At 65.3% G+C, this 25,668-nt stretch carries 21 protein-coding genes; 8 read left to right on the top strand and 13 right to left on the bottom strand.

The annotated features are described in order from the left end of the window. From urtB to T331_RS0103060, 4 genes are all read right to left on the bottom strand, one after another. The gene (gene urtB / locus T331_RS0103075) at nt 1-909 is read right to left on the bottom strand and encodes an urea ABC transporter permease subunit UrtB (RefSeq protein ID WP_008494839.1); all 909 of its coding nucleotides are present in this window, start codon (nt 907-909) and stop codon (nt 1-3) included. Between the two features lie 59 nt (nt 910-968). After that, on the bottom strand, nt 969-2,177 hold the full coding sequence (gene urtA, locus T331_RS0103070; RefSeq protein ID WP_155992584.1) for an urea ABC transporter substrate-binding protein: 1,209 nt from the start codon (nt 2,175-2,177) through the stop codon (nt 969-971). Nucleotides 2,178-2,372: 195 nt separating this feature from the next. Next, nucleotides 2,373-3,236, bottom strand: a complete 864-nt coding sequence (locus T331_RS0103065; RefSeq protein WP_026438989.1) for a response regulator transcription factor — start codon at nt 3,234-3,236, stop codon at nt 2,373-2,375. After that, entirely contained in the window at nt 3,233-6,532 is a 3,300-nt protein-coding gene (locus tag T331_RS0103060; RefSeq protein WP_026438988.1) for a hybrid sensor histidine kinase/response regulator, read from the bottom strand. Before T331_RS0103060 ends, T331_RS0103065 begins: the two co-directional genes overlap by 4 nt. A gap of 147 nt (nt 6,533-6,679) precedes the next feature. On the opposite strand from T331_RS0103060, the gene T331_RS0103055 reads away from it, so the two are divergent. The 5 genes from T331_RS0103055 to cydC all read left to right on the top strand — a co-directional run bounded on the left by T331_RS0103055 (nt 6,680) and on the right by cydC (nt 13,237). Then, nucleotides 6,680-7,270, top strand: a complete 591-nt coding sequence (locus T331_RS0103055; protein WP_035179003.1) for a GbsR/MarR family transcriptional regulator — start codon at nt 6,680-6,682, stop codon at nt 7,268-7,270. 68 nt (nt 7,271-7,338) lie between these two features. Continuing rightward, the gene (locus T331_RS0103050) at nt 7,339-8,781 is read left to right on the top strand and encodes a cytochrome ubiquinol oxidase subunit I (RefSeq protein WP_026438987.1); all 1,443 of its coding nucleotides are present in this window, start codon (nt 7,339-7,341) and stop codon (nt 8,779-8,781) included. 15 nt (nt 8,782-8,796) lie between these two features. Next, nucleotides 8,797-9,840 (top strand): cytochrome d ubiquinol oxidase subunit II, encoded by a 1,044-nt coding sequence (locus T331_RS0103045; RefSeq protein ID WP_026438986.1) that lies wholly within the window; start codon nt 8,797-8,799, stop codon nt 9,838-9,840. 2 nt (nt 9,841-9,842) lie between these two features. Continuing rightward, on the top strand, nt 9,843-11,609 hold the full coding sequence (gene cydD, locus T331_RS0103040) for a thiol reductant ABC exporter subunit CydD (protein WP_026438985.1): 1,767 nt from the start codon (nt 9,843-9,845) through the stop codon (nt 11,607-11,609). Next, on the top strand, nt 11,606-13,237 hold the full coding sequence (cydC, locus tag T331_RS0103035; protein WP_026438984.1) for a thiol reductant ABC exporter subunit CydC: 1,632 nt from the start codon (nt 11,606-11,608) through the stop codon (nt 13,235-13,237). Before cydD ends, cydC begins: the two co-directional genes overlap by 4 nt. A gap of 7 nt (nt 13,238-13,244) precedes the next feature. On the opposite strand, the gene T331_RS0103030 is transcribed toward cydC, so the two are convergent. Further along, entirely contained in the window at nt 13,245-13,439 is a 195-nt protein-coding gene (locus T331_RS0103030) for a YqaE/Pmp3 family membrane protein (protein WP_008494828.1), read from the bottom strand. A gap of 144 nt (nt 13,440-13,583) precedes the next feature. Between T331_RS0103030 and T331_RS0103025 the strand changes: the two genes are divergently transcribed. Beyond that, a complete protein-coding gene (locus T331_RS0103025; RefSeq protein WP_026438983.1) occupies nt 13,584-13,892 on the top strand; it encodes a helix-turn-helix domain-containing protein in 309 nt (102 codons plus the stop codon). A gap of 1 nt (nt 13,893) precedes the next feature. Here T331_RS0103025 and T331_RS0103020 read toward each other — a convergent pair whose 3' ends face one another. From T331_RS0103020 to T331_RS0102990, 7 genes are all read right to left on the bottom strand, one after another. After that, on the bottom strand, nt 13,894-14,988 hold the full coding sequence (locus T331_RS0103020) for an alpha/beta hydrolase family protein (protein ID WP_026438982.1): 1,095 nt from the start codon (nt 14,986-14,988) through the stop codon (nt 13,894-13,896). Between the two features lie 6 nt (nt 14,989-14,994). Next, nucleotides 14,995-16,056, bottom strand: coding sequence for a WD40 repeat domain-containing protein (locus T331_RS0103015; RefSeq protein WP_026438981.1), 1,062 nt, complete (start codon nt 16,054-16,056; stop codon nt 14,995-14,997). A gap of 108 nt (nt 16,057-16,164) precedes the next feature. After that, the gene (locus tag T331_RS0103010) at nt 16,165-16,908 is read right to left on the bottom strand and encodes an ABC transporter permease (RefSeq protein ID WP_026438980.1); all 744 of its coding nucleotides are present in this window, start codon (nt 16,906-16,908) and stop codon (nt 16,165-16,167) included. After that, nucleotides 16,905-17,648 carry an ABC transporter ATP-binding protein gene (locus tag T331_RS0103005; RefSeq protein ID WP_026438979.1) on the bottom strand — a complete coding sequence of 248 codons (744 nt, stop codon included), beginning with the start codon at nt 17,646-17,648 and terminating at the stop codon, nt 16,905-16,907. The genes T331_RS0103010 and T331_RS0103005 overlap by 4 nt, the downstream gene beginning before the upstream one ends. A 68-nt stretch (nt 17,649-17,716) precedes the next feature. Then, nucleotides 17,717-19,222, bottom strand: coding sequence for an efflux transporter outer membrane subunit (locus tag T331_RS0103000; RefSeq protein WP_035179000.1), 1,506 nt, complete (start codon nt 19,220-19,222; stop codon nt 17,717-17,719). A 3-nt stretch (nt 19,223-19,225) separates the two neighbouring features. Continuing rightward, complete coding sequence (locus T331_RS0102995; protein WP_026438977.1) at nt 19,226-22,366, bottom strand: efflux RND transporter permease subunit; 3,141 nt, start codon at nt 22,364-22,366, stop codon at nt 19,226-19,228. Nucleotides 22,367-22,387: 21 nt separating this feature from the next. Next, nucleotides 22,388-23,566 carry an efflux RND transporter periplasmic adaptor subunit gene (locus T331_RS0102990; protein ID WP_051622064.1) on the bottom strand — a complete coding sequence of 393 codons (1,179 nt, stop codon included), beginning with the start codon at nt 23,564-23,566 and terminating at the stop codon, nt 22,388-22,390. Between the two features lie 264 nt (nt 23,567-23,830). Between T331_RS0102990 and T331_RS17130 the strand changes: the two genes are divergently transcribed. Then, entirely contained in the window at nt 23,831-24,478 is a 648-nt protein-coding gene (locus T331_RS17130) for a TetR/AcrR family transcriptional regulator (RefSeq protein WP_035178998.1), read from the top strand. 173 nt (nt 24,479-24,651) lie between these two features. Then, complete coding sequence (locus T331_RS20520) at nt 24,652-24,777, top strand: hypothetical protein (protein ID WP_256378780.1); 126 nt, start codon at nt 24,652-24,654, stop codon at nt 24,775-24,777. A 2-nt stretch (nt 24,778-24,779) separates the two neighbouring features. On the opposite strand, the gene T331_RS0102975 is transcribed toward T331_RS20520, so the two are convergent. Then, the gene (locus T331_RS0102975) at nt 24,780-25,562 is read right to left on the bottom strand and encodes an FCD domain-containing protein (RefSeq protein ID WP_008494819.1); all 783 of its coding nucleotides are present in this window, start codon (nt 25,560-25,562) and stop codon (nt 24,780-24,782) included. Nucleotides 25,563-25,668: the final 106 nt, after the last annotated feature.

Here is a 25,668-nt window from a genome sequence, read left to right as displayed (position 1 = left end):
TCAGCCCTCCAGCGCGCGCGAGCGCACGGCGATGACACCTTGCGGACGGATTTGGATGAACAGGATGACGAAGACCAGCAGCAGCACCTGGGCGACGCTGACATCGACATAGATCTCGATCAGCGCGGTAAACAGCCCGACCATCAGCGAGGCGATGGTGGTGCCCACCAGCGAGCCCAGCCCGCCGAGAATGACGACGAGGAAGGCCGGCACGATATAGCTCTGGCCAACAGTCGGCGTCACCGGCCCCAGCAGCGCCAGGATCACGCCCGCGAGCCCGGCGACACCGGTGCCCAGCGCGAACACGGTCAGGTCCACCAGCCGCGCATTCACGCCCAGGGCGGCGGCGGTCGGGCGGTCCTGGTTGACGGCGCGCACATAAAGCCCAAGCCGGGTCTTGTTGATCAGCAGCGCCACGCCGCCAAGGATGAGCGCCGCCACCAGCAGGATGAACAACCGCGTGTCCGGCAGGGTCAGCCCGGAGAGGATGCCGGTGGAAAAGGAAATCGTATGGTCGAGCCAGGTGGGTGCGACCACCTGCACGCCGATGGCGCCGAACAGATTGCGCGCCGCCTGCTGCAGAATCAGCGAAACGCCCCAGGTCGCCAGCAGCGTATCCAGCGGCCGGGTCGAGAGGCGGTGAATGACGGTGAGTTCCAGGATGCCGCCGAGAAACGCCGCCCCCAGAAACGCCACCGGCATGGCGACGAGAATGCCGAGCGGGCCGGGCACGACCAACAATGTGAGATAGGCGAGATACCCGCCCAGCATCAGCATCTCGCCATGCGCCATATTGATGACCCGCATCAGGCCAAAGGAAAGAGCCAGACCCAAGGCCGCCATGACGAACAGCGAGGCCACCGAAATGCCGTTGAACACCTGGCCGATCAGAAACGCGCTTTCATGCATGGAGGCCTCCTGACTGAGAGAACGAAGCGCGGCCCTTGTTCAGGGCCGCGTCACAGGCTTTAGAAGTTGCTGTGCAGGCCGCAGCTCTTGCCGGGGAAGGTCAGCGGGTCATACGGCACCGGCTTGATCGGCGCCGGCGAGGACCAGATCACCTTGAACTGACCATCCGGCTGCAGCTCGCCGATATAGCCGGTCTGCACCATGGACTGGTTGGCATCGAACTTCACCTGGCCCAGCGGGCTGTCGACGAAGCCGAGCTTCACCGCCTCGTTACGCACCTTCTTCGGATCGAAGCTGCCGGCCTTCTTGGCGGCGTCGGCCCAGATCATCACATCCTCATAGCCATGCACCATCGGGTCATCGACGACGGAGTCAGCGCCATATTTCGCCTTATAGGCGGCGACGAAATCGGCATTGGTCTGGCCCGGCAGGCTCTGGAAATAGTTCCAGCTGGTATAGGAGCCGGCGAGCAGGCTCGGGCCCATCGCCTTGGCTTCCGGCTCGGCGATGGAGAAGCTCATCACCGGCAGCTTGTCCGGGGTCATGCCGGCGGCGGCCATCTGCTTGAAGAACGACACGTTGGAATCGCCGTTCAGCGTATTGATGATGATGTCCGGCTTGGCCTTCTGAATCTCCGCGATGATCGAGGAGAAATCCGTCCCGCCGAGCGGCACATATTCCTCGCCCGAGAGGGTCAGCCCGTCATGCGCGATATGCTTCTTCAGGATCAAATTCGCGGTGCGCGGATACACATAATCGGAGCCGACCAGGAAGATCTTCTTGTAGCCCTGCTTCTCGGCCCATTCCAAAGCCGGGAGCGCCTGCTGGTTCGGCTGCGCGCCGGAATACATGATGTTCGGGGAGCATTCATTGCCCTCGAACTGCACCGGATACCAGAGCAGCCCGTGCAGGCGCTGGAACACCGGCAGCATCGCCTTGCGCGAGGCGGAGGTCCAGCCGCCGAACACCGTCACCACCTTGTCCTGCTGCAGCAGCTTGGTCGCTTTCTGCGCGAAAATCGCGGGGTCGGAGGCGCCATCTTCCACCACCGGCACGATCTTCTTGCCCAGCACGCCGCCCTTGGCGTTGATCTGGTCGATCGCCAGCAGCTCGGCATTTTCCAGCGGCACTTCGGAAATCGCCATGGTGCCGGAGAGGGATTGCAACACACCCACCTTCACGGTGCCGTCGGCATGGGCGGGGGCGGCAAGGCCCAAAGCCGTGCTGGCGAGAAGGGCGGCGGTAAGGCCCAGTTTTTTCATCTTCATCAAAGTCTCCCACTTGTTGGCGGCAAGCCCGCGTTCGTGATGGGGGACTATGGGTTTGCTGCACCGCCGCGCGCCATGGGCCATTTGACGTAGTGGGCGGGGTGGGGGCATCGCCCTTGCACACGCCCAAACGTCTTCGCCGCTTTTTTGTAAAAAAGCGGCACCAAAAAACTTTTATAATTTTTCAAAGGGTTTTTATCCCCGCCGCGCAAGCGCTCCCACCGCCAGGGCCGCCGCCGAGGCGCGGTTCTCCACCCCCAGCTTGGTGAAAACCTGCTCCAGATGCTTGTTCACCGTGCGCGGCGAAATGCCGAGAATATCCGAGACATCCTTGTTCGGCTTACCCCGGGCCACCCACAGCAGCACCTCCGCCTCGCGCGCGCTCAAGCCGAACTGGCTTTGCAGAAACGCCTCCTCCTGCCCGCCCCCGCTCTCGGTCAGGCGATAGAGCAACTCCGCCGGTCCGGTGCGCCCCACCAGGGCAAAATGCAGCGTGCGCGATCCCGCCTGCATCTCCAGCCCGGCCGGCAGACGAAAGCCGGCGGCGGTGAAATCCGGCAGCGCGTCAGCCAAACGCTGCTCGGCCTGCGGCGTGCACCAGAGCAGGGCCCCCGCCTCATCCGCCGCCAGCAGAAACCCGCCCGCCGCATCCAAAACCGCCCTGGTCCGCAAGGCCGCCCTGGCATTGCCCAGATGCACCCGTATGCGCGCCAGCATCTCATCGATGACAATCGGCTTGGTGACATAATCCACCCCGCCCGCCTCCAGCCCGCGCACCACATGCGCGGTATCCGAAAGCCCGGTCATGAAGATCACCGGAATCGGGCTCAGCGCCGGCAGCGCCTTCAGCGCCTTGCAGGTCTCGAACCCGTCCAGCCCCGGCATCATCGCATCCAGCAGAATGAGGTCCGGCGTCACATGCAGCAGCGTCTCCAGCGCCGCCTCGCCGCTGGTCGCCACCAACGCGGTCAGCCCGGCCGTTTCCAGCGCCTCGGTCAGCAGCCCCAGCGTCTCCGGCGTGTCATCCACCACCAGCACCAGATCACGGCGCGCGCTCATGGCGTCTCATCCAGATAGGCCAGGATGCGTTTCAGCTCGAAGCCGCGCAGCCAGCCGAGCAGCTCGGCGCAGAACGGCGCCAGCGCCGCATCCTGCGCCTCCAGCGTCTTCAACCTTGCCTCCAGCCCCCGCGCATAGCCGATGCGGGCGAGCTGGCGCAGCTCCTCCACCACATCCTCATCCGGGCGCGCCAACGCGGCCTGCGGCGCGGGGGCGGGCGCCTCATACACCCAGTCCAGCCCCAGCAGCGTGCCGATCTTCTCCAGCAGCGCGCGGATATCGATCGGCTTGGCCAGGAACGCATCATAATCCGCCTCACCAGGGCGGGTCGCATCATGCAGATTGCCCGAGACCATCAAAATCCGCGCCCTCTCCCCCCGCGCCCGCAACGCCCCCGCCACCTCCAGCCCGGACATGAAGGGCATTGAAATATCGAGAATGATCAGATCGGGTGCCGCATCCTGCGCCAGCGCCAAACAGGCGGGCCCATCCGCCACCGAGAGCACGACGAAGCCCAGCGGCAGCAGCACGTCACTCACCAGCCGCACATGGTCCGCATCGTCATCGGCGATCAGGATCTTCCGCCGCGGCCCGGCATAGGCGGTCATCCGCCGCGGCGGCGCCACCGCCTCCGCCCCTTGCGCCTCGGAGAGCAGCAGCCGCACCTTGAAGGCGCTGCCCTGGCCCGGCGTGCTCTCCACCGCAATCTCCCCGCCCAATATCTCCGTCAGCAGCTTGGAGATGGTCAGCCCCAGCCCGGTGCCGGGCAACGCGTTGGAGGCGGGCAGATGGCCGCGCTCGAACGGTTCGAAAATCTTCGCCAGATCCTCCGGCCGGATGCCATTGCCAGTATCGGCGATGGTGAATTCCGTCACCAGCCCGCGCCGCTGCACATTGAGCCGCACCTCGCCCTTGGGGGTGTATTTGATCGCGTTGGAGAGCAGGTTGATCAAAATCTGCCGCAGCCGCTTCTCATCCGTATGCACATGGCGCGGCAGCATGCGCGCGCGCTCATCCTTGAACACGATGCCTTTCGCCTGCGCCTGCAGCCGGAACATATCCACCAGCTGGTCCAGGAAATCCGGGAAATCCACCAAATCCCGATGCAGATGCAGCGCCCCGCTCTCGATCTGCGAAATATCCAGCAACCCATCCACCAGATTGGAGAGATGCGCGGCGGAGCGGCGGATGGTGCGGATCGCCTCGTCCGGCCGCAACGTGCCGCCGGCCTCCAGCAGCTGCGCATAGCCGAAAATCGCATTCAGCGGCGCCCGGATTTCGTGAATCACGCCGACGATATAGCGGCTCTTGGCGGTATTGGCGGATTCCGCCGCCGCCTTGGCGGTCTGCAGCGCCGCATCGGTGCGCTCATGCGCGGCGATCTCATCCAGCAGCATCGCGGTCTGGTGCCCGGTCTCGGCCTCCGCCGCCCGGCTGCCGGCCCGCGCCAGCACCAGCAGCCAGGCGGCCAGCGCGGCGAGGATGAACAGTGCATAGAACGCCACCAGCAAGGTCTGGCGCACGGCGGCACTGGCATTGGGCTCCAGCACCCCGAACTCATAGCCGATCACCCCCAGCAGCGCCGCGATGATGGCGGTGAACAGCAGCAGCAGCCCGAGGAAGGGCAAGATCCGCGCATCCAGCCGCTTCGCCAGCCAGTCGCGCAGCTTTGCCGGCAGGCTGCGCTCTAGGCTCTGCGCCAGCCTTCCCTGCGGCTTGCAGAGATCATGGCAGCGCGCCTCCAGCGTGCAGCAGAGCGAGCAGATCGGCCCGCCATAGGCCGGGCAGCCGGCCATGTCCGGCCCGTCGAAAACCCCCTCGCAGACGATGCAGCTTTGCGCGGCCACATCCTCCGGCGGCCGCGCCAGATAGAACCGCCCCCTGGTCGCCCAGGCAATCGCCGGCGCGGCCACGAACGCGACGACCAGCCCGCCAAAGGGTGCGACCGCCCGCGCCACCGGCCCGAACACGCCAAAGCTCATCAGCGTGGAAACCAGCACCGAAAGCCCCATCGCGCCGACACCGACCGGGTTGATGTCGTACAGATAAGCCCTCTTGAACTCGATCCCCGGCGGTGACAGCCCCAGCCGCTTATTGATCACCAGATCCGCCGCCAGCGCCCCCATCCAGCCCACCGCGAAATTCGCATACAGCCCGAGGATATTCTGAATCACCCGGTAGATGCCCAGCTGCATCAGCAGCAGCGCCAGCGCCACGTTGAACACCACCCACACCACCCGGCCCGGATGCGAATGGGTGAGCCGGGAGAAGAAATTGGACCAGGCGATGGAGCCGGCATAGGCGTTGGTGGTGTTGATCTTCATCTGGCAGGTGACGACGAAAACCAGCGTCAGCCCCGCCGCCAGCGCCGGGTTATGGAACACTTCCAGAAAGGCGAAGCGGAACATGGTGGCGGGCTGCGCCGCATGCTCCCAATCCACCCCGCGCTCGATGGCGAGATAGGCCAGGAACGACCCCGCCGCGATCTTGGCGCAGCCGGTGAGCACCCAGCCCGGCCCGGTGAGCAGCAAAGCCGCCCAGCCCCCCGCCCCGCGCTTGGCCGGCAGAAAGCGCAGATAATCCACCTGCTCGCCAATCTGCGGCAGCAGCGAGAGCAGGATGGAGGTGGCCATGCCGAAGGGCAGCAGTGCCAGCCCGTTACTGCCGGTGATGCCGGGAAACTGCGTCCAGGCCGCGATATCCGGCAGGCCCTGCGCGGCGAGATAGAGCAGCGGCCCGAATTGCAGCACCAGCCAGAGCGGCTGGCTGAACAGCTGCATGCGGCTGATGACCCGGATGCCCAAGGCGGCAATCGGCACCACCGCCAGGGCGCTGATGCAGTTCGCCAGCCAGAGCGGCAGATGCAGCACCATCACCATTGCCGCCGACATGATGCTGGCCTCGATGGCGAATAATATGAAGGTGAAGGTGGCGTAGATCAGCGAGGTGATGGTCGAGCCGATATAGCCAAACCCCGCCCCGCGGGTGAGCAGATCGACATCGATGCCGTGCTTCGTCGCCGCCGCGCAGATCGGCAGCCCGACCAGGAACATGATCAGCCCCGCCGCGACAATCGCCGCCATCGCGTTGGTGAAGCCGAAGGTGAGGGTGATGGAGCCGCCAATCGCCTCGCAGGCCAGGAAGGAGACCGCGCCGAGCGCCGTGTTCGCCACCTGAAAGGCGCCGCGCCGCGCCCGGGTCGCGGTGAAGCGCAGCGCGAAATCCTCCAGCGTCTGGTTGCCGACCCATTGATTATACTGGCGGCGCTGGCGGATGACGCGCTGAGGAACCTGCATGGGCTTTTCTCTGGCGCGGCGGCGGCGCGGTCAAGCGGAAAGGCATGACTGGGATGCGCCCCCGCCGGGACGCGCCAGGCTGGAACGGCTTGACAGAGGGGCACCTGAAGTTCCAGTAATTTCAAAAATTACTGAAAGTTCGGAAGAGTGCCGCTTTCACCTTTAGTCGAGAATTTCGTGCTGCATTTCGGCGAAATGGGCAGCCGCTGGGGGATCAACCGCACCGTCGGTCAGGTCTATGCCCTGCTCTATGCCTCGCAGGCGCCGCTCTCCGCCGACGAGATCGTCGCGGCGCTGGGCGTCTCGCGCTCCAATGTCTCGATGAGCCTGAAGGAGCTGCAAAGCTGGGAGCTGGTGCGGCTGCAGCATCTGCCCGGGGACCGGCGGGATTATTTCTCCACCCCGGACGATATCTGGCAGATCGTCCGCACCTTGGCCGAGCAAAGGCGCAAGCGCGAGATCGACCCGACGCTGAGCGTGCTGCGCGGCCTCATCGTCACCCAGCCGGGCAGCGAGGCCGATGAATACGCCCAGCAGCGTTTGCAGCAGATGCACGATCTGATCGAGCTGCTGGTGCAATGGGCGGACGAGGTGCAGCGGCTCAACACCAAGGAGCTGGTGCAGCTCTTGCGGCTGGGCAGCAAGGTGGTCGGGCTGCTGGAGTTGAAAAACAAGCTGCCGGGGCTGGGCCGCGGCCTGCGCCGCCAGCCCGCCGAAACCGACGCGCAGCCGGACTGATTTGAGTTTGCGTTAACGATCCCGAGGCCAAAACCGCCCGGGTAAGAAATAACACTGGAGTGTGTGCGATGCAGGATAGCCCTCTATCCGTCCTTCTGTCGCGGCTGGATTTCGCGTGGATCACCACCATGCATATCCTGTATCCGCCTTTGACCATCGGGCTGGCGGCGCTGCTGTTCCTGGCGGAATGGCATTGGGTGCGCAGCCAGAACGAGGCCTGGTACCGGCTGGTGCGCTTCTTCGAGAAGCTGTTCATCGTGAATTTCGCCGCCGGTGTCGCCACCGGCATCACCATGGAAATGGCCTTCGGCATTCTCTATGGCCGCTTCTCCGCCGCCGCCGGGCCGTTCTTCGGCCAGGTGCTGGGCTATGAGACGATCACCGCCTTCATGTATGAGGCCGGCTTCATCGGGCTGATGATCTTCGGCTGGGGCAAGATTTCCCGCAGGATGCATCTCTTCGCCACCTTCAATGTCGCCCTCTCCTCCACCCTCTCGGCGATGTGGATCCTGGATGCAAATAGCTGGATGCAGACCCCGGCCGGCGTCGAGCTGAAAAACGGGCTGTTCCAGGTGACGGATTGGGGCAAGGCGCTGCTCAACCCGGATGTATGGCTGGGCTTTCCGCATATGTGGCTGGCGGCGGTGGAGCTGGCGCTGGGCTTCGTCGCGGCGATTTCCGCCTGGTACTGCCTGAAATTCCGCCATGTGGCGCTGTTTCAGAAGACGCTGAAAGCCTCCATCCTGGCGCTGGTCGTCGTCGCGCCCTTGCAGGTCTATCTCGGCGATGGTCTGGGCCGGGTGGTGGCGGACGGCCAGCCGGCGGCCCTCGCCGCGATGGAAGGCCATTACCACACCTATAATCCGGACGGCTCGGTGAATACCGGCTGGCATGTCATCGCCTGGCCGAATGCGCGCGGCGACGGCAATGCCTGGGCGATCACCATCCCGCACGTGCTGAGCCTGCTGGAGGATCATAGCTGGAACGGCAAGGTGCAGGGGCTGGATGAATTCCCGGCTGACCAGCGCCCGCCGGTGCTGATCCCCTTCTACGCCTTCCGCGTCATGGCCGGCGCAGGTGCGGCGCTGGTGCTGCTGGCCTTTTGGGGCCTCTATCTGGCGCTGCGGGGCAGGCTGGGCGCGGCCCAAATCGCGCGGCAGCGCTGGTTCCTGCGCGCCGTCATCGCCGCCGGTTTCCTGCCTTACATCTCCATCTGGTGCGGCTGGTGGGTGCGCGAAATCTGCCGCCAGCCCTGGGTGGTGTACGGGATGATGCGCACCGCGGACGGGGTGAGCCTGATGGGCATCGGCCAGGAGATCGTCTGGATGGTTGGCTATCTCGGCTTCGAGCTCGCGGTGTGGGGCAGCGTCTGGTACTTCCTGGCGAAGATCATCCGCACCGGGCCGGATCTCACCAGCCCGGTCGCCGAGGATGGCCACCAGCATCTGGGCGCGCTGGAGCCCGCCCCGCACGATAAGCATGCCGCGCCGTCTTATGTGCGCCCGGTCTGAGGCGGAGATCCGATCATGAATGAGTTCACCCAAGTTCAGGACCTCGTCACCTTCGCCTGGTGGATCGCGCTCGATGTTGCCGTGCTGCTCTATGTCGTGCTGGATGGCGCGGATCTGGGGGCGGGGATTTTCTCGCTCTTCGTCCGCGCCGAGCATGAGCGCGGCGCCATCATGTCCGCCATGGCCGGCACCTGGGATGCCAATGAAACCTGGCTGGTGGTGGCCGGCGGGGTTTTGTTCGGCACTTTCCCGCTGGTCTATGGCTCGGCCTTTTCCTATCTGATGATCCCGCTGATGATCGCGCTCTGGGGCATGATCACCCGCGCGGTGGCGCTGGAATTCCGGCATCTGGCCGCCGCGCGCTGGCAGCGTTTCTCGGATTACGCCTTCGGCGTTTCCAGCCTCATCGTCGCCTTCTTCGGCGGGCTGGCGGTGGGGGCGGTGCTGAACGGCTTCCCGATCACCCATGACCCGAACGCGCCCGGCGCCTATGTCGGCGGGGCGCTGCGCTGCTTCACCCCGTTCAGCATCTGGACCGGTGTGGCCGCCGTCATCGCCACCACCCTCTCGGGCGTGCTGTTCGTGCGCGCCCGGTTTGAGAAGGACGAGCCGATCCGCCAGCAGGCCGCGCGCTGGACCAGCACCGCCTTCTGGCTGGCGCTGGCCGTGGTCGCCATCACCGTGGGCTTAAGCGCCATCCTCTTCCCCTGGGCGCGCGGCAAATGGCTGGGGCCGCATATGTGGATGTGGATCGTCGTGCTGCTGGTGGTGGTCTTCGCCGCCTGGCGGATGCGCCTTGCGGCACGGCAGGACCGCGACATCGCCGCCATTCTCTGGCTGAATATCGGCATCGCGGTGATGGCGCTCTCGATGATGGCGACGATCTATCCCTGGCTGATCCCCAATACCTGGACGATCTATGACGGCGCCAGCCCGGCGGTCTCGCTGTTCACCTTCACCTTGGCGATGGGCGGCTTCATTCCGGTGATGCTGGCCTATAACGCCTATCAGATCTGGGTGTTCCGCGCCCGCATCTCGGCCCTGGCGGCCTATCACTGAGCATGGCGACGCACAGCGCCCCGCTGCCCCGCGACCAGGCCAAGGCCCTGAATGGCTGGCTGCGGGCGCGGGCGAAAAATCTCCGCCGGCCCCTGGCGGGCGCGGTGGGGCTGGGGGCGCTGGGCGGGCTGCTGCTGGTGGGGCAATGCTGGCTGCTGGCCCGCATTGTCGATGCGGTGATGTTCCATGTGGAACATCTGGCCGGGCTCTGGCCGCTGCTGGGCGGGCTGCTCGGGGTGTTCGTCCTGCGCGCTTTGGCCGGGTTCGGTACGGACGCTCTGGCCTTCGAGGCGGCGGCTCAGGCCAAAACCAGCCTGCGCGCCAGTTTGCACGAAAAGCTGGCGGCTTTGGGGCCGCGCTTCATCGCGGGCCAGCGCAGCGGCGAACTCGCGGCCTTGTTTTCCACCGGGCTGGACAAGCTCGACCCCTATTACGCCGCCTATCTGCCGCAAACCGCCCTGGCCGCCTTCCTGCCTGTAGCCATCCTCGCCGTGGTGCTGCCGACGGACTGGGTCTCCTTCCTGATCATGCTGCTCAGCGCGCCGTTGATCCCGATCTTCATGATCGTCATCGGCAAGGGCACGGCATCGCTGAACCAGCTTCAATGGCGCAAGCTGGCGCAGCTCTCGGCGCATCTGTTCGATGTGATCGAGGGGCTGACGACGCTGAAACTCTTCAATGTCAGCCGGGTGCAGGCGCGCATCGTCGGGCGAATGGCGGAGGAGTACCGGCATGCGGTGATGGAGGTGCTGCGCGTCGCGTTTCTTTCAGCCCTGGTGCTGGAATTCCTGGCGACGATCAGCATCGCCATGGTCGCGGTCTATATCGGGTTTCGGCTCTATTACGGCGAGATGGCCTTCCTGCCCGGCTTTTTCGTGCTGCTGCTGGCCCCGGAATTCTACCGGCCGCTGCGCAATATGGGCACGCAATATCACGCCAAAATGGACGCGGTGGCGGCAGCCGAGCAGATTGTCGCGTTTCTGGAAACCCCTATCCCGGTGGCGCAGACCGGGACCATGGCGCTGCCCACGCCGCGCCTCGGCGAAGTCCGGCTGGAAGGGGTGGGCTTTGCCTATGAGCCCGCGCATCCCACGCTGGAGGGGATCAATCTGAGCCTGGCGCGCGGCGAGATGCTGGCGCTGGTGGGGCCGAGCGGCGGCGGCAAGACAACTTTGGCCCGGCTGCTGCTGGGGCTGGAGGCGCCGAGCCAGGGGCGGATCATGGTCGATGGGCAGGATCTGCGCGAAATCGACCCGGCATCCTGGCGCCCGCGCGTCGCCTGGATGCCGCAGCGCCCGACCTTGTTCCCGGTCAGCATCGCCGAAAATATCCGCCTCGCCCGCCCTGAGGCCAGCGACGAGGAGGTGCGCGCCGCCGCCCGCGCCGCGCATGCGGACGGGTTCATCGCGACGCTTTCGCAGCGCTACGAGACGCGGCTGGACGAGGCCGGCCAGGGGCTCTCCGGCGGGCAGCTGCGCCGCATCGCCCTGGCCCGGGCGATCCTGAAAAACGCCGACCTGCTGGTGCTGGACGAGCCGGATGCCAGCCTGGATGAGGAGAGTGCGGACAACATCCGCGCCGCCATCGCAGCGCTGCGACAAGAAAAAGCCGTGCTGATCATCGCGCATCGGCTGGAGAGTGTGCGCGCGGCGGACCGGATTGCGGTGATCGAGCAGGGCCGGGTGGTGGAATATGGGCCGCCCGCCGCGCTGCTGGCGCAAGGCAGCGCCTATCGCGCCGCGCTGGCGGCCTATGAGGGGGCGGCATGAGGGATCTGCGCCGGCTTTTATCGCTGCTGGGGGCGGGCTGGGGCTGGGCGCTGGCGGGGGTTCTGCTCTCTGCCGGGGTGATCCTCGCCAATGTGGCACTGCTCGCACTCTCCGGCTGGTTCATCGCCGCCATGGCGCTGGCCGGGCATGGCGGGCCGATGATCGAATATTTCACCCCCGCCGCCGCCATACGCGGGCTGGCGGTGCTGCGCAGCGTCGGGCGCTATGGCGAACGGCTGGTCACGCATGACGCCACCTTCCGGCAGCTGAGCGCCTTGCGCGTCTGGTTCTATGAAAGGCTGGAACCGTTGGCCCCGGCGCGGCTGCAGGGCCAGCGCAGCGGCGATCTGCTGAGCCGGATGCGCGCCGATATCGATAGTCTGGAGACCTTCTATCTGCGGGTGCTGGTGCCCAGCCTGGCGGCGTTGCTCTGCGTGCCTTTGCTGGTGGTCTTCCTGGCGCGGTTCAGCTTCGCGGCGGCGGCGGTGATGCTGGCCGGGCTGCTGCTGGCCGGGCTGGCGCTGCCTTTGCTCACCCAGCGCCTGGGACGCGCGCCCGGGACGGCTTTGGCGGCGGCGCGGGGAGACCAGGCGGCGGCGCTGAGCGCGCTGCTGCGCGGCTATGACGAGCTGCTGCTGGACGGCGCCTTGCCGCGCCAGACCCGCATGTGCCTGGAAGCCGGCAGCACCGCCCTGGCCGCGCAGCGGCGCGGGGCGCGTATTGCCGCCGCCGGCCAGGAAGGGGCGGGGCTGGTTGCGAACCTGACCTTATGGGCGGTTCTGCTGGTGCTGCTAGCCGCCGGCCCCGCGCTCTCCGGCCCGGATTTCGCGATGCTGGGGCTGTTCGTGCTGGCCGGGTTCGAGGCGGTTGCCGCCCTGCCCGCCGCCTATCAGGCGCTGGGCGAAGGGCTGGCGGCGGCGCGGCGGATTTTCGAGATTGTCGACCTGCCCCCCGCCCTGGCCGAACCCGCACGGCCCGCTTTGGCCCCGGCGCGGTTTGATCTGCGCTTGTCGCAGCTGCGCATGGGCTATGGCGACGGGCCGGCGGTGCTGCGCGATCTCAGCCTGAGCGTGCCCGAGGGGGCGTGCCTGGGCATCACCGGCGCGTCCGGGGCCGGCAAGACCAGCCTGTTCAATGTGCTGCTGCGCTTCTGGGACTATCAATCCGGGCGGGTGGAGATTGGCGGGCAGGAGCTGCGCCGGCTGGATGGCGAGACCGTCCGCGGCCTGTGTACGGTGGTGGCGCAGCGCACGCATCTGTTCAACACCAGCATCCGAGAAAACCTGCTGATCGCACGCGCGGACGCGACCGAAACGCAGCTGCATGACGCGCTGCGCGACGCGGCTTTGCTGGACGAGGTGCTGGCGATGCCGCGCGGGCTGGAGACGCTGGTGGGCGAGGCCGGGCAACGCCTCTCCGGCGGTCAGGCGCGCCGGCTCTCGATGGCGCGGGCCTTCCTGAAGGATGCGCCGATTTTGCTGCTGGACGAGCCGACCGAAGGGCTGGATGCGCAAAGCGAGACCGCCGTGCTGGGCGCGATGGCCAGGCTGATCAAAGGCCGGACCTGCCTGCTGATCAGCCACCGCCCCCAGGCGTTGCGGCTGGCGACTCAACGCCTGGCGTTATAGCCGTGTTTCAGCCGTCCCGCCCGAAGGCGCGGGCAAGCTTGCGGTCGGTATCATACTGGCTCAGCGCATAGACCGCCCAGATCGCCGCCGGCACCCAGCCGATGACGGTGAGTTGCAGGACCAGGCAGATGATCCCGGCGAAGGGCCGGCCGATGGTGAAGAACAGCAGCCAGGGAACCAGCAAGGCAAGCAAAAGACGCATGAGGGCCTCCATTTCCAGGGGCGAACCCGTCCCCGCACCCTGGCTGCATACGTAATTTGCCGAACATCGCAGGGTCAAGCGCCTCATACCGCGGAGGCTTACGGATCGTTGAAATATTGAAAACAGGGGACCCCAGCCCCGGCCTTGCCGGCGCGGCGGGTGGAATTCGCGCTGATCGGCCAGATGGCGGAGGAGGAGTTTCTGCTGCGCATCGTCGAGCAGGATACCGACCATGACGTGGACCGGCTGCAGGCGCGTGTGAGGCTGACCCGGCGGGAGACGGAAGTGCTGCCCTGGCTGGCGTGCGGCAAATCCAACCGCGACATCGCGCAGAGTCTCAATGTCAGCGACCGGACGGTGAACAAACATCTGGAGCAGATATATCCGAAGCTGGGGGTGGAGACGCGGACCTCGGCGGTGGCGATTGCGATCAGGGCGCTGGAGGGGGCTTAGATTACGGCCCAAATCCGGCCCCGTAAGCGCCCATATCGATTTCCGCCTGCCCGTAGGCGGTAAAGACATTCACGAAAAACCGCTCACCGCGGCGGAACATGCGCATCTCGTAGGTCAGAAGCCCGTGGATCGGGTTGTTGGCCTGACGCTGCAGCCAGAGCAGATGGGTGATGATGGGCGCGGCGGCATTGGCGAAATCATGAATCGTATACTTGGTTGTTCTGCCGGTGATGGATTTGCAATTGAGCCAGCCGGCATAGTTCGGCAATTGATGATAGATCAAACGGGCGAGCAAAAAGCCGAAGCTGCTGAGCACGATCTGCGCCGCCTTGTCGGCGTGCGCGGTCATCGCCGTGGTGGCATCAGGCGTGCCGTTGAAGCCGTAAATGATCTGCCGGCGCAAACGCAGCTCTGTTTCCACGGCGAAGGAGCTGTGCAGTATATCTAGGGCCTTACAGGCGCCACAATGATATCGTAGATTCACTGTGGGAATGCTGTCATTGACGTTATAGTAATTGACCATTGCGGCGGCACTGGCGGCGCCGTATAATTTATATCCCGGTGCTGCGAAGGTGGCGCCGATCTTGCCAGGCAACGCTCCGGCGACGAAATTCGCAATGCCGCCACCTAACGAATGGCCGGTGATGTAAATCGGTTTACCTTTGGCAATTCCCGCAATATTTGTGACGAAGGCAAGACCGCTTTGAAATTGTGCCACGCGCTTACCGCTAAAAATATCAAAATCGGCAGATAGATCCTGGATCATCGGATCAGCCTGCAACGCCGCCTCGGCCTCCTGCGCCTGCTCGATCTGCCGTTTGGAGGGGAGCGGCGTATTCGCCAAGCTCACCTGCGCGCCATAGGCGCTAAAAAACCGGTTCAACGTGCCTTTATAGTCCGGCAATGTACCGCGAAAAGCGATCAGATAATGACCGTCGCTGGCACGCAAGGCGATGGCCTGAAACCCGTTATCGAGGGTCTGAGACGCGGCAATTTCATAATGCGGCAGGAATTGCGCGACGCTGGCCTTTGGATCGCTCAGATACGCGATCTCAGAGGCGTAGATATAGTCCTGATCCGGTAAAGGACTGGCCATGGAGGGTCACTTTCCATCCGGTTGAAGCACGTAGACATCGATCTTTCCGTTAACAGCGATGGCGAGCCCGTGCCCATCCGCCGCAAGCGCGGGGATGGCGACGGCATCGCCGATATCGGGGCTGATGCTCTGCGCCGGATCACCGTTCAGGGGGCAGAGTTTGGCACCGCCTCGTTCATCGGTGATGACAAGGCCGCGCTGATCCGGCAGCCAGAGCATATTCGCCACGCCGTCCGGCTGGGGTCCACATAATGTCGAGGGCGCCCCTTGCGGCATGCCCTGCGAAACATGCCAGAGCAGAACCGGCGCGGTTGGAAACGGGTTGGGGGCCGTGCGCAGCGTACCGTCCGGTGATGGCAACTCGACATGCCCGCCATTGGCGAAGCCAGCCGCCAGTGCCGCGCCATTCGGGCTATAGGCCAAGGCGGATAGCGGTTCGGTCCAGCCATTGACCGGCAAAGCCAGCGTGCCCTCTGGCTTTGCCGAGGCGCTTGCATAAAAATCCAATCGATCCGTCGCACTGGCGACGGCAAGGGTGGCACCATCCGCCGAGAGGGCGAGTTGCAGCATGTAGCTCACATTGATCACCGGTTCGGGCTGAAAGCCCGGCAAGGTGAAAAGCCGGATTGCCCGCGCCCCATCCCCGTTGGCGGCGGCGGCGATGGTTTTGCCATTGGCCGCCATCGAGAACATGGCCGCTCCCGCCTCTTGGCCGGAGAGCCTCTCGATCTCGCGCTGTTTGACGCCCGTGCGCGCCGCCCAGAGCGAGAGGAAAGCGGAGCCGCTTTGGCGTTGCGGCGGCAGGATCAGCGTGGCGCCATCCGGGCTGAAGGCGATAACCCCCTGCCCCCGGCTTTGGATCAGGCCGCCAATATCCGGAATCACCGCACGCGCCGCACCGCTTTTGGCATCGAGGATGTGAACCCCACCCGGTCCCGCATAAGCGATCTCGCGGCCATCCGGGCTCAGCGCCAGCCCAACGACCGGACTGTCATCAACCGCAAACCTGGCAATCTGCCGTACGGGCTGTGCGTGCCCCGCCAGGAGCGCCGCAAGGGCCAGACTCAACGCCGCGAGAGGATGCCAAAGAGCGTGCATTACATTTTGCCACCGGGTGGAAGGGGCTTTGATGCGTTATAGCGGCGCGATCCGGACCAGACCAGACCATGGACGCTTTTACGAGTCCGGCGCCCAGTGCAGCAGTTTTTTCAGCAGCATATCCACCCCCACCCAGAGCAGGATCGTCATGGCCGCCAGCAGCACCAGGGCGGCGAACATCACATCCGTCTGCATCCGCGCATTGGCGTTCAGCATCACATAGCCCAGCCCCTCGGAGGCGCCGGCCCATTCGCCGATGATGGCGCCGATGGGCGCCACCGAGGCGGCGATGCGCAGGCCCGCGCCGAAGGCCGGCAGCGCCGCCATCAGCCGCACCCGCCAGAGAATGGCAAGCCGCGAGGCGCCCATGGTGCGGGCGAGGTCCAGCCAGCCCGGCTCGGTGCGGCGCAGACCGTCATAAAACGCGGCGGTGACGGGAAAGAAGATCACCAGAACCGCCATCAGCACTTTCGAGGCGAGGCCGAAGCCCAGCCACAGCACCAAAAGCGGCGCCAGGGCAAACACCGGCACTGCCTGGCTCAGCAGCAGCAGCGGCAGCAGCCAGCGCTGCACCCCGCGCGAGGCCACCATCACCAGCGCGCAGCCCGCCCCGAACAGCGTGCCCAAGCCCAGCCCGAGGGCGATTTCCAGCAGCGTCACCAGCGCGTTGCGGGCCAGGAAGCCCCATTGCGACACCAGCGTCTGCGCCACAGCACCAGGGCCGGGCAGCAGAAAGGCGGGGATGTTGGCGAAGCGCGCCAGCGCCCACCAGAGCGCCAGCAGCCCCACGCAGGTGCCCAGCGGCCGCAGCACCCGGCTCATGCCCCCTGCCCCGCCAGCAAGGCGCGCAGCAGCTCGGCCTGGGTGTGCAGCAGCGCCTCGTCGTCCGGGGCGCGGGGCGGGGTGCCGGGCACGGTGATCGCCGGGCCGAGGCGCGCCGGCTGCCCCGCCATCACATGCAGGCTGTGGCCGAGCCGGCAGGCTTCCAGCGGGTCGTGGGTGATCAGCAGCATCGTCCGCCCGGCCAGCAGCGTTGCGGCCAGCGTCTGCATCTGGGCGCGGGTGATCGCGTCCAGCGCGGAAAAGGGCTCGTCCATCAGCACCACCGGCCGGTCCTCATACAGTGTGCGGGCCAGAGCGACGCGCTGGCGCATGCCGCCGGAGAGCTCCTTGGGCAAAGCCCGCTCGCGCCCGGCCAACCCCACCGCTTCCAGCAGCGCCATGGCCCGCGCATGATCCGGGCGCTGCCCGCGCAGGCGGCTGCCGAGTGTGACATTCTCAAGGGCGCGCGCCCAGGGATAGAGCAGATCCTGCTGGCCCATCCAGGCGATGCGCGGGGCCAAAGCCTGGCCGTCATCGGCCTCCACCACTCCGGCGTCCGGTGTCTCCAGCCCGGCGGCGATGCGCAGCAGGCTCGTCTTGCCCACCCCGCTCGCCCCCAGCAGCGCCACGCAGCGCCCCGCCGGCACGCGCAGCGCCAGCCCCTCGAACAACGGGCGGCCTTCATAGCGCAGGGTCAGCCCGTGCAGATGCAAACCGGGCGGCTTGGGCGTTTGCTTCATCCCGTTCAGCTATACCCGCTTGCGCGCATGAAAAAAGGCCGGACCCTGGGGTCCGGCCTTGGCGTGGCTCAATTGCCTGTCAGCGATGTCGGCTTGCCGGGGGTTTGCCCCGCCACCGGCTGCGCGGCGGGCATTGTGGCCGGCACTGGCTGCGTGCCCGGGGTGCTGTTCGCCTCCCAGCCGCCGCCCAGCGCCTTGTACAGCGTGATCTCGTTCTGCCGCTGCGCCAGCTGCAGCGCCACCAGATTGAGCTGCGCGCTGAGCAGATCATTCTGCGCCACCAGCACGTTCAGGTAGGTATCGATCCCCGCCTTGAAGCGCATCTGCGCCAACGTGTAATAACGCTGATCCGCGTTCACCAGATCCTGCTCATACTTCACCTGATCCACATAGGTCTCACGGCCGTTCAGCGCGTCCGAGACATCGTGGAAGGCGGACTGGATGGTCGCCTCATAGGTCGCGATCTGGATCTTCTTCTCGACCTTGGCGATGTCGAGATTGGCGATATTGGCGCCGGCGGTGAAGATCGGGATGGTGATCTGCGGCTGGAAGGACCAGGAGGTCTGGCCGCCGGAGAACAGGCTGCTGAGGCTGTTGCTGGCGACACCACCGCTGGCGGTGAGCGAGATCGACGGGAAAAACGCCGCCCGCGCCGCGCCGATATTGGCGTTCGCCGCCAGCAGCTGATGCTCGGCCGCGCGGATATCCGGGCGGCGGGTGAGCAGATCGGAGGGCAGGCCCGCCGGCACGTGCGGCAGCTTCGCCTCGGCATCCAGCCCATCCACCGCGTTCATCCGCGCCAGCAAGGCGGGCGGGATGGGCGCGCCGGCCAGCAGCACCAGCTCGTCCATATCCTGCGCCACCTGGCGCTGATATTGCGACACGCTGGCGGCCGCCGTGTCGTAGGTGATCTGCGCCTGGGCCAGATCCTGCGCCGTCACCGTGCCGTTATTCAGCTCCAGCTGCACCAGCGACAGGGATTTCTGATCCGCCGCCGCGGTGTTCTGCGAAATTTGCAAGGATTGCCGATCCGCCAGCCAGGTATCGTACTCGGACGCCACCTGCGCCACCAGCGAGATCTGGGTGCTGAGCGCGGTATCCAGATCGCTCAGAAAGGTCTCATGCGCGGATTTCGCGGTCGCGCGCAGCTTGCCGAACAGGTCGATCTCCCAGGAGACCGCCTGCGCGCCCAGGCTGTATTCATGCGAGGTGATGGCCCGCCCGGCGGAGCTAAGATTGGCCGGGGTGTGGGTGACAGTTTGATAGGCATCGCCCTCGATGGTCGGGAACAGGCTGGCGCGGTCGACGCGATATTGCGCCTGCGCCTGCTGCACGTTCAGCGCCGTCTCGCGGAAATTGCGGTTATTCGCGAGGCTGAGGGAAATCAGCTGCTGCAGCGCCGGGTCCTTGAAGAAATCCTTCCAGCCGAGATCGGCGGCGGCGGGGCCGGCGCCGCCACCCGCCACCGGGTAGGCATTCTGCACCGGCAGCGCCGGGCGGTGATAGGCCGGGATGAGCGAGCAGCCCGAGAGCAGCCCCAGCATCAGGGCGGAGACCGGTTTCACGTTACGCATGGATCAATGGCCCCCGCCGGTATGTGTCACTTCCACCTGCTCCGATTTGCGGCGCACCTTGGTCAAGCCAAGCACCACGACGAAGAAGATCGGCACGAAGAAAATGGCGAGCACCGTGGCAGTGATCATGCCGCCGACAACGGCGGTGCCGATGGCGGTTCGCGCCCCCGCCCCCGCGCCGGTCGCGATCGCCAGCGGGAAGGTGCCGAGGACGAAGGCGATCGAGGTCATCAGGATCGGCCGCAACCGCTCCTGCGCCGCATGCAGCGCCGCATCGAACAGGCTTTCGCCCTGCTCATAGAAGTTCCGGGCGAACTCGACGATCAGAATGGCGTTCTTCACCGCCAGCCCCATCGTGGTGAGCAGGCCGATCTGGAAATACACGTCATTGGCAATGCCGCGCAGCAGATTGGCCAGCACCGCGCCGATAATGCCCAGCGGCACCACCAGCATCACCGCCACCGGGATCGACCAGCTTTCATACAAGGCCGCCAGGCAGAGCAGGATGAAGACGACGGAGATGGTGTAGAGCGCGCCGGTCTGCGAGCCGGCTTTCACCTGCTCGTAGGAGAGGCCGGTCCATTGCATGGTGACGCCCTTGGGCAGCTCGGCGGCGAGTTTCTCGACCTCCGCCATCGCCGTGCCCGAGCTCACCCCCGGGGCCGGCTGGCCCTGCATCTCATAGGCCTCGTCACCATTATAGATTTCCACCGCCTGCGGGCCGACGCTCCAGCTGCCGGAGGTGAAGGCGCTGAAGGGCACCATGCCGCCGGACGAATTGCGGACATACCATTTATCCAGGTCGCTCGGCTGCATGCGCGCATCCGCCTCACCCTGGACATAGACATCCTTCACACGTCCGTCGCGCTGGAACTGGTCGACATATTCCGAGGCCAAGGCCGCCTGAATGGTGGTGTTGACATCGCTCATCGACAGCCCGAGCGCCGAGGCCGCCTCACGATCGACCTTCAGATTATATTGCGGCGCCTCGCCGAGGCCATTGGGGCGCACCGCCTCCAGCAGATGATCCTGCGCCGCCAGCCCGAGGAACTTGTTGCGGGCATTGAAGAAATCCTGGCTGCTGAGATTGCCGGAATTCATCAGCTCCAGATCGAAGCCGGTGGCGTTGCCCAGCTCCAGCACCGGCGGCGGCTGCAGCACGAAAACCTGCCCGGCCGGGTTGCCGGCGAAATGCGCCATCACCCGGTTCGCGATCGCGGCGACATTCTGCGACGCCTTGGGCCGGTCGGCCCAGGGCTTCATCAGCATCACCAGGAAGCCCTGGCTCTGCGCCTGACCGGCGAAGCTGAAGCCGGTGACGTTGAAGACGGACTTCACGTTCGCGGATTCGGTCTTGTCGATATAGTCACGCAGCTCGGTGTTCAACGCCGTGGTCTGCTCGGCGGTGGAGCCGGTCGGCAGGGTCACCTGGCCCAGCAGCAGCCCCTGATCCTCGTTCGGCAGGAAGCCTGTCGGCAGCCGGGTGAACAGGAAGACGGTGAGGATGGTGATGCAGACAAAGCCCACCATGGTCAGCCGGCGATGGCGCGACATCCTGCGCACGCCGCCGAGATAACCGTTACGGGTGCGGTTGAAGTTGCGGTTGAACCAGCCATAGAACCCGCGCGTGCCGGCCCCTTCCTTCGGCGGGCGCAACAGCGAGCCGCAGAGCGAGGGGGTGAAGATCAGCGCGGTCAGGATCGACAGCACCATGGCCGAGACGATGGTGACCGAGAATTGCCGATAGATCACGCCGGTGGAGCCGCCGAAGAAGGCCATCGGCAGGAACACCGCCGCCAGCACCAGCGCGATGCCGACCAGCGCCCCGGAGATTTCATCCATCGATTGGCGCGCCGCCTCTTTCGGCGCGAGCTTGCGCTCATGCATCAGACGATCGACATTTTCCACGACGACGATGGCGTCATCGACGAGCAGGCCGACGGCCAGCACCATCGCCAGCATGGTCAGGGTGTTGATCGAGTAGCCCAGCGCCGCCAGCACCCCGAACGTGCCCAAGAGCACGATCGGCACGGCGATGGTCGGCACCAGCGTGGCGCGGATATTCTGCAGGAACAGCAGCATCACCAGGAACACCAGCACGATGGCTTCCAGCAGCGTCTGCACGACCTCTTCCAGCGACAGCACGATATAGGGCTGGGTATCGTAGGGATAAACCAGCTTCACCCCCGGCGGCAGGCTCTTCGCCAGCACCGCCAGCTCCTGCTTCACCGCTTTTTCGGTATCCAGCTGGTTGGCGCCGGGCGCCAGTTTCAGCCCCATGGCGGCGGTCGGGTGACCGTTGAAGGTGGCGTCGATCGCGTAGCTCTGCGGCCCCAGCTCGACCTTGGCGACATCTTTCAGCCGCACCTGGGCGCCGCTGGTCTCCACCTTCAGCAGAATATTCTCGAACTGCTTGGGATCGGTAAACTGGCTCGGGCCGTTGATCAGCGCGTCGAGCCGCTGGCCCTTCACCGCCGGCAGGCTGCCCAGCTCGCCGGACGGCACCTGGATGTTCTGCGCCTGGATGGCGGAGACGACATCGGCGGCGGTCAGCCCGTATTTGAACAGCTCACCCGGATTGAGCCAGATGCGCATCGCATATTCCGAGCCGAACAGCGTGTAATCGCCAACGCCGGGAATACGGGTGATCGGATCCTCGAAATTGGAGGCGATGTAATCCCCGAGTGCGGCGTGATCCATGGTGCTGTTCGTGGATTCCAGCGCGAAGAACAACATATAGTTCTTCTCGGCCTTGCGCACATTGATGCCGCTTTGGGTCACTTCGCTCGGCAAGGTCGGCTCGGCCAGAGAGAGCTTATTCTGCACCTGCACCTGGGCGATGTTCGGATCGGTGCCCTGCTTGAAGGTCAGGGTGATCGTCACCGCGCCGGTCGCCTCGGCGGTGGAATCGATATATTCCAGCCCGTCCAGACCCGACATTTGCTGCAGGATCGGCCGGATCACGGTATTCGCCGCCGTCGTCGCATTCGCGCCGGCATAGCTGGTGGAGATCGAGATCGCCGGCGGGGCGATGGAGGGGTATTGCGCGATCGGCAGCTGGGTAATCTCGATGGCGCCGGCCAACATCAGCACCAGCGCCAGAACCCAGGCGAAAATCGGCCTGTCAATAAAGAAACGTGACATATCGGAGTCCTGGAACCGGGGTCAGGAGGCGGCGTTGCCGGAGGCGAATTTGGCGGTCTCGTCGGTGGGCGTGACCTTCTGGCCGGGGGTGGCGTTGAGCAGCCCATCGACGATCACGCGATCGCCCGGCTGCAGCCCGCCCGTCACCACCCAGTCATTGCCGAGCGTGGCGCCGGTCTTGATCACCTTCTGCGCGACCAAATCATCCTTGCCGACCACCAGCACGGTCGGGTCGCCATGGGTGTCGTGGGAGACCGCCTGCTCGGGCACCAGAATGCCGTTCTTGTCCACCCCTTCATCGATCACCGCGTGCACATACATGCCCGGCAGCAGCAGATGGTCGGGGTTGGGGAAGATCGCGCGGACCAGCACCGTGCCGGTGGTCTGGTCCACATTCACCTCGGCGAACTGCATCTTGCCCGCTGGCGCGTAGGTGCTGCCGTCCTCCAGGGTCAGCGTCACTTTGGCCGTGCCATCGGCGTTGGTCTGCAACGTGCCGGACTGCATTTCCTGCTTCAGCCGCAGCCAGGTCTCGGAGGATTCGTTCAGATCGACATAGATCGGGTCGAGCTGCGTCACCGTCGCCAGGGCCGTGCTCTGGTTCGCCGTCACCAGCGCGCCGGGGGTCACCGTGGAGGCGCCGATGGTGCCCGAGATCGGCGAGAACACCTTGGTGTAATTCAGGTTGATCTGCGCGCTCTCGATGCTGGCCTTGGCGGAGGCGACATTGGCCTCGTCCTCTTTCACCGTCGCCAGCGCATTGTCGTAGGATTGCTGGCTGACGGCCTGGGCCTGCGCCAGAGGCTTGTAGCGCCGGGCCTGCGCCTGATCCGTGGCCAGCTGCGCCTCGTCATGCTTTAATGTGGCAACGGCACTGTCATAAGTCGCCTGATAGGGCGCCGGGTCGATCTGATAAAGCTGCTGCCCGGCCTTCACATCCGAACCCTCGACGAACAGCCGCTTGAGAATCACCCCGGTCACCTGCGGGATGATCGGCGCCGTCATCACCGCGGCGGTACGGCCCGGCAACTCGGTTTCCCGGGTCACCGGCTGGGTTTTGATGGTGACCGTGCCCACCGCCGGCGGCGGCGGCGCGGAGGCGGCCTTCTGCTTGTCACAACCAGCCAGAAGCGTGAGCCCGGCAAGGCACGTTGCCGCCAGGGCACGGCCACGGGCGGGGCGACGAAATTCGACGGACATCAAGACCTCTCAAAGGCAGGCTGGAATGAAAACAACGGAAACCCAGTTGGAGCACTAGCAAAATCAAAGATCTAGTGTGATTCAGCGTCATAGATCCGCGATACGGAGAATCGCGGATGTCTGAACCATGCACCAGAGTGAAGCAACGACCTCAAAACATTTACAGTACTTATGAGTACTGATATTGTGCGATTGCGAAGGGCTGTCAAGACGCGACATGGTTGCATTTTTTCGCGTCAAAGAAACGAATATGGATGGGATTGAGTGTCCAAGGAGATTTGCAAGCATCGGGGGCGGCCAAAAGCCTGTACGGACGAGACGCAGCGGCGATTGATCATCGATTGTTCACGGCGCCTGTTCCTGGAACAAGGCTATGGCGCGACCCGGACCGAGGACATCGCGACACGCTGCAAGATCTCCAAACAGACGCTCTACCGGTTGTTTCCGGGCAAATCCGCGCTGTTCGCCGCGGTGGTGGATGCCGACCGCCCGCAATGGCTGGAGCTGCCCGTGCCTGACGATCTGCCCCTGGCGGCGGCGCTGGAGCGGATTTTCAGGATCGATATCAGCGAGGACGAGGACAAGGAGCGGCTGGATTTCTTCCGCATGACCTTGGCGGAGGCCCAGACCTACCCGGAGCTGAGCGAGATCGCCCGCACCAACGGGGCGCAGCAGGCGCATGCGGCGCTGGCCATCTGGATGCAGCGCCAGGCGGATCGCGGCCTGATCAACCTGGCACTGGATGCGCTGACCAGCGCGCGCATGCTCTCGGACATGATTTTCGGCGCGATGATCCTGAAATCCATCGGCGAATTCGCCTGGCGCAGCGGCGAGGCACGGCGCGCCCATATCCGCGCCGCCATTCATGTCTTCCTGCACGGCGTCTGCCCCGCCCCAGCCGCGTCAAGCTGACCCCATATTGCGCCGCACACGCGCGCGGGGCACAGAGCGGCCTTTCGGTTTTTAGGTCCTGATTCGGGACTATTTTCTGGCCTTTGCGGGATCACGGCGCTAAATTGGCGATCCACCGCGCGAAAAGACGCGGGGCATTCGCGAGCTGGGGCGTGGAAGCAAAGGCAAGACCCATGAACGACGTGACAATCTGGGCGGAAATGTTGGCGGTGCCAGTGGCAATCGGCTTCATTGCGGTGATGATCTGCCTGTTCAAGGACAGGCTGGAATTCGAGCGCCACCACCCCCACAAGCCGTAAGATCAGCCTTGGCCGTCCTCCGCGCCGGCGACCAGATATTTCCGGTCGATCCGGCGCATGGCGGTGGCCAGACGCGCCTCCTCGCGCTGGATATCCTCCAGCGTCGAGCCGGTGAAATCCATATGCGCGCGCATCGCCTCACCCGCTTCGTTGGCATCCCCGCTCAACACCGCCTCGCCGATGCGCAGATGCTGCGCCAGCAGCAAATCGCGCAGGCCCGCGCGCAGATACAGCGTCTCACGATTATAAAAGACGTTCTTGCGCAAGAGATCGCCCAACACCCGCATGATGTGCAGCACCATCAGGTTATGCGAGGCCTCGTAGATCAGCCCGTGCAGCTCGGCATCCACATCCGCCTCCAGGGCCGACTCCCCGGCATCATGCGCGGCCTGGATGCGGCGCAGGCAATCGGCGATCGCCTCGCGCTCGGGCTGGGTGGCGCGGATGGCGGCATAGCCGGCGGCCGCCACCTCCACCGTGCGCCGGAACTCGATATAATCCGCCGTCGCCCGCGGCTCGGTCACGAATAACTCCGCCAGCGGGTCGGCCAGCCGGTCAAGAAACCTCGCCACGCTGGTGCCGGACTTGCCGGAGACCAGCAGCCCGCGCTCCTCCAGCTGCGCCAGCGCCTGATGCAGAGACGGGCGCGAGACCCCCAGCCGCTCCGCCAGCTCGCGCTCGCCCAGCAGCTTCTCCCCCGGCCGCAGCGCCCCTTCCAGGATCATCGTCTGGATGCGCTCGGCGATGATATCCGCCAGCGGCACCGGCTTCACCTTTTCAGCCATCGCACCGTCCCTCAAAAACCGACCGGCATTATAAACAGCCCGGCGCCAGTTGTACCAGAATGCATTATGGTAAAAATTTATTGCCAATAACAATCTTGGCATGCTA

This window comes from Acidocella facilis ATCC 35904 (assembly GCF_000687875.1).
GTDB classification, from domain to species: domain Bacteria; phylum Pseudomonadota; class Alphaproteobacteria; order Acetobacterales; family Acetobacteraceae; genus Acidocella; species Acidocella facilis.
The sequence above is the reverse complement of the archived record's forward strand: the minus strand, read 5'-3'. Positions and strand labels throughout refer to the sequence as shown.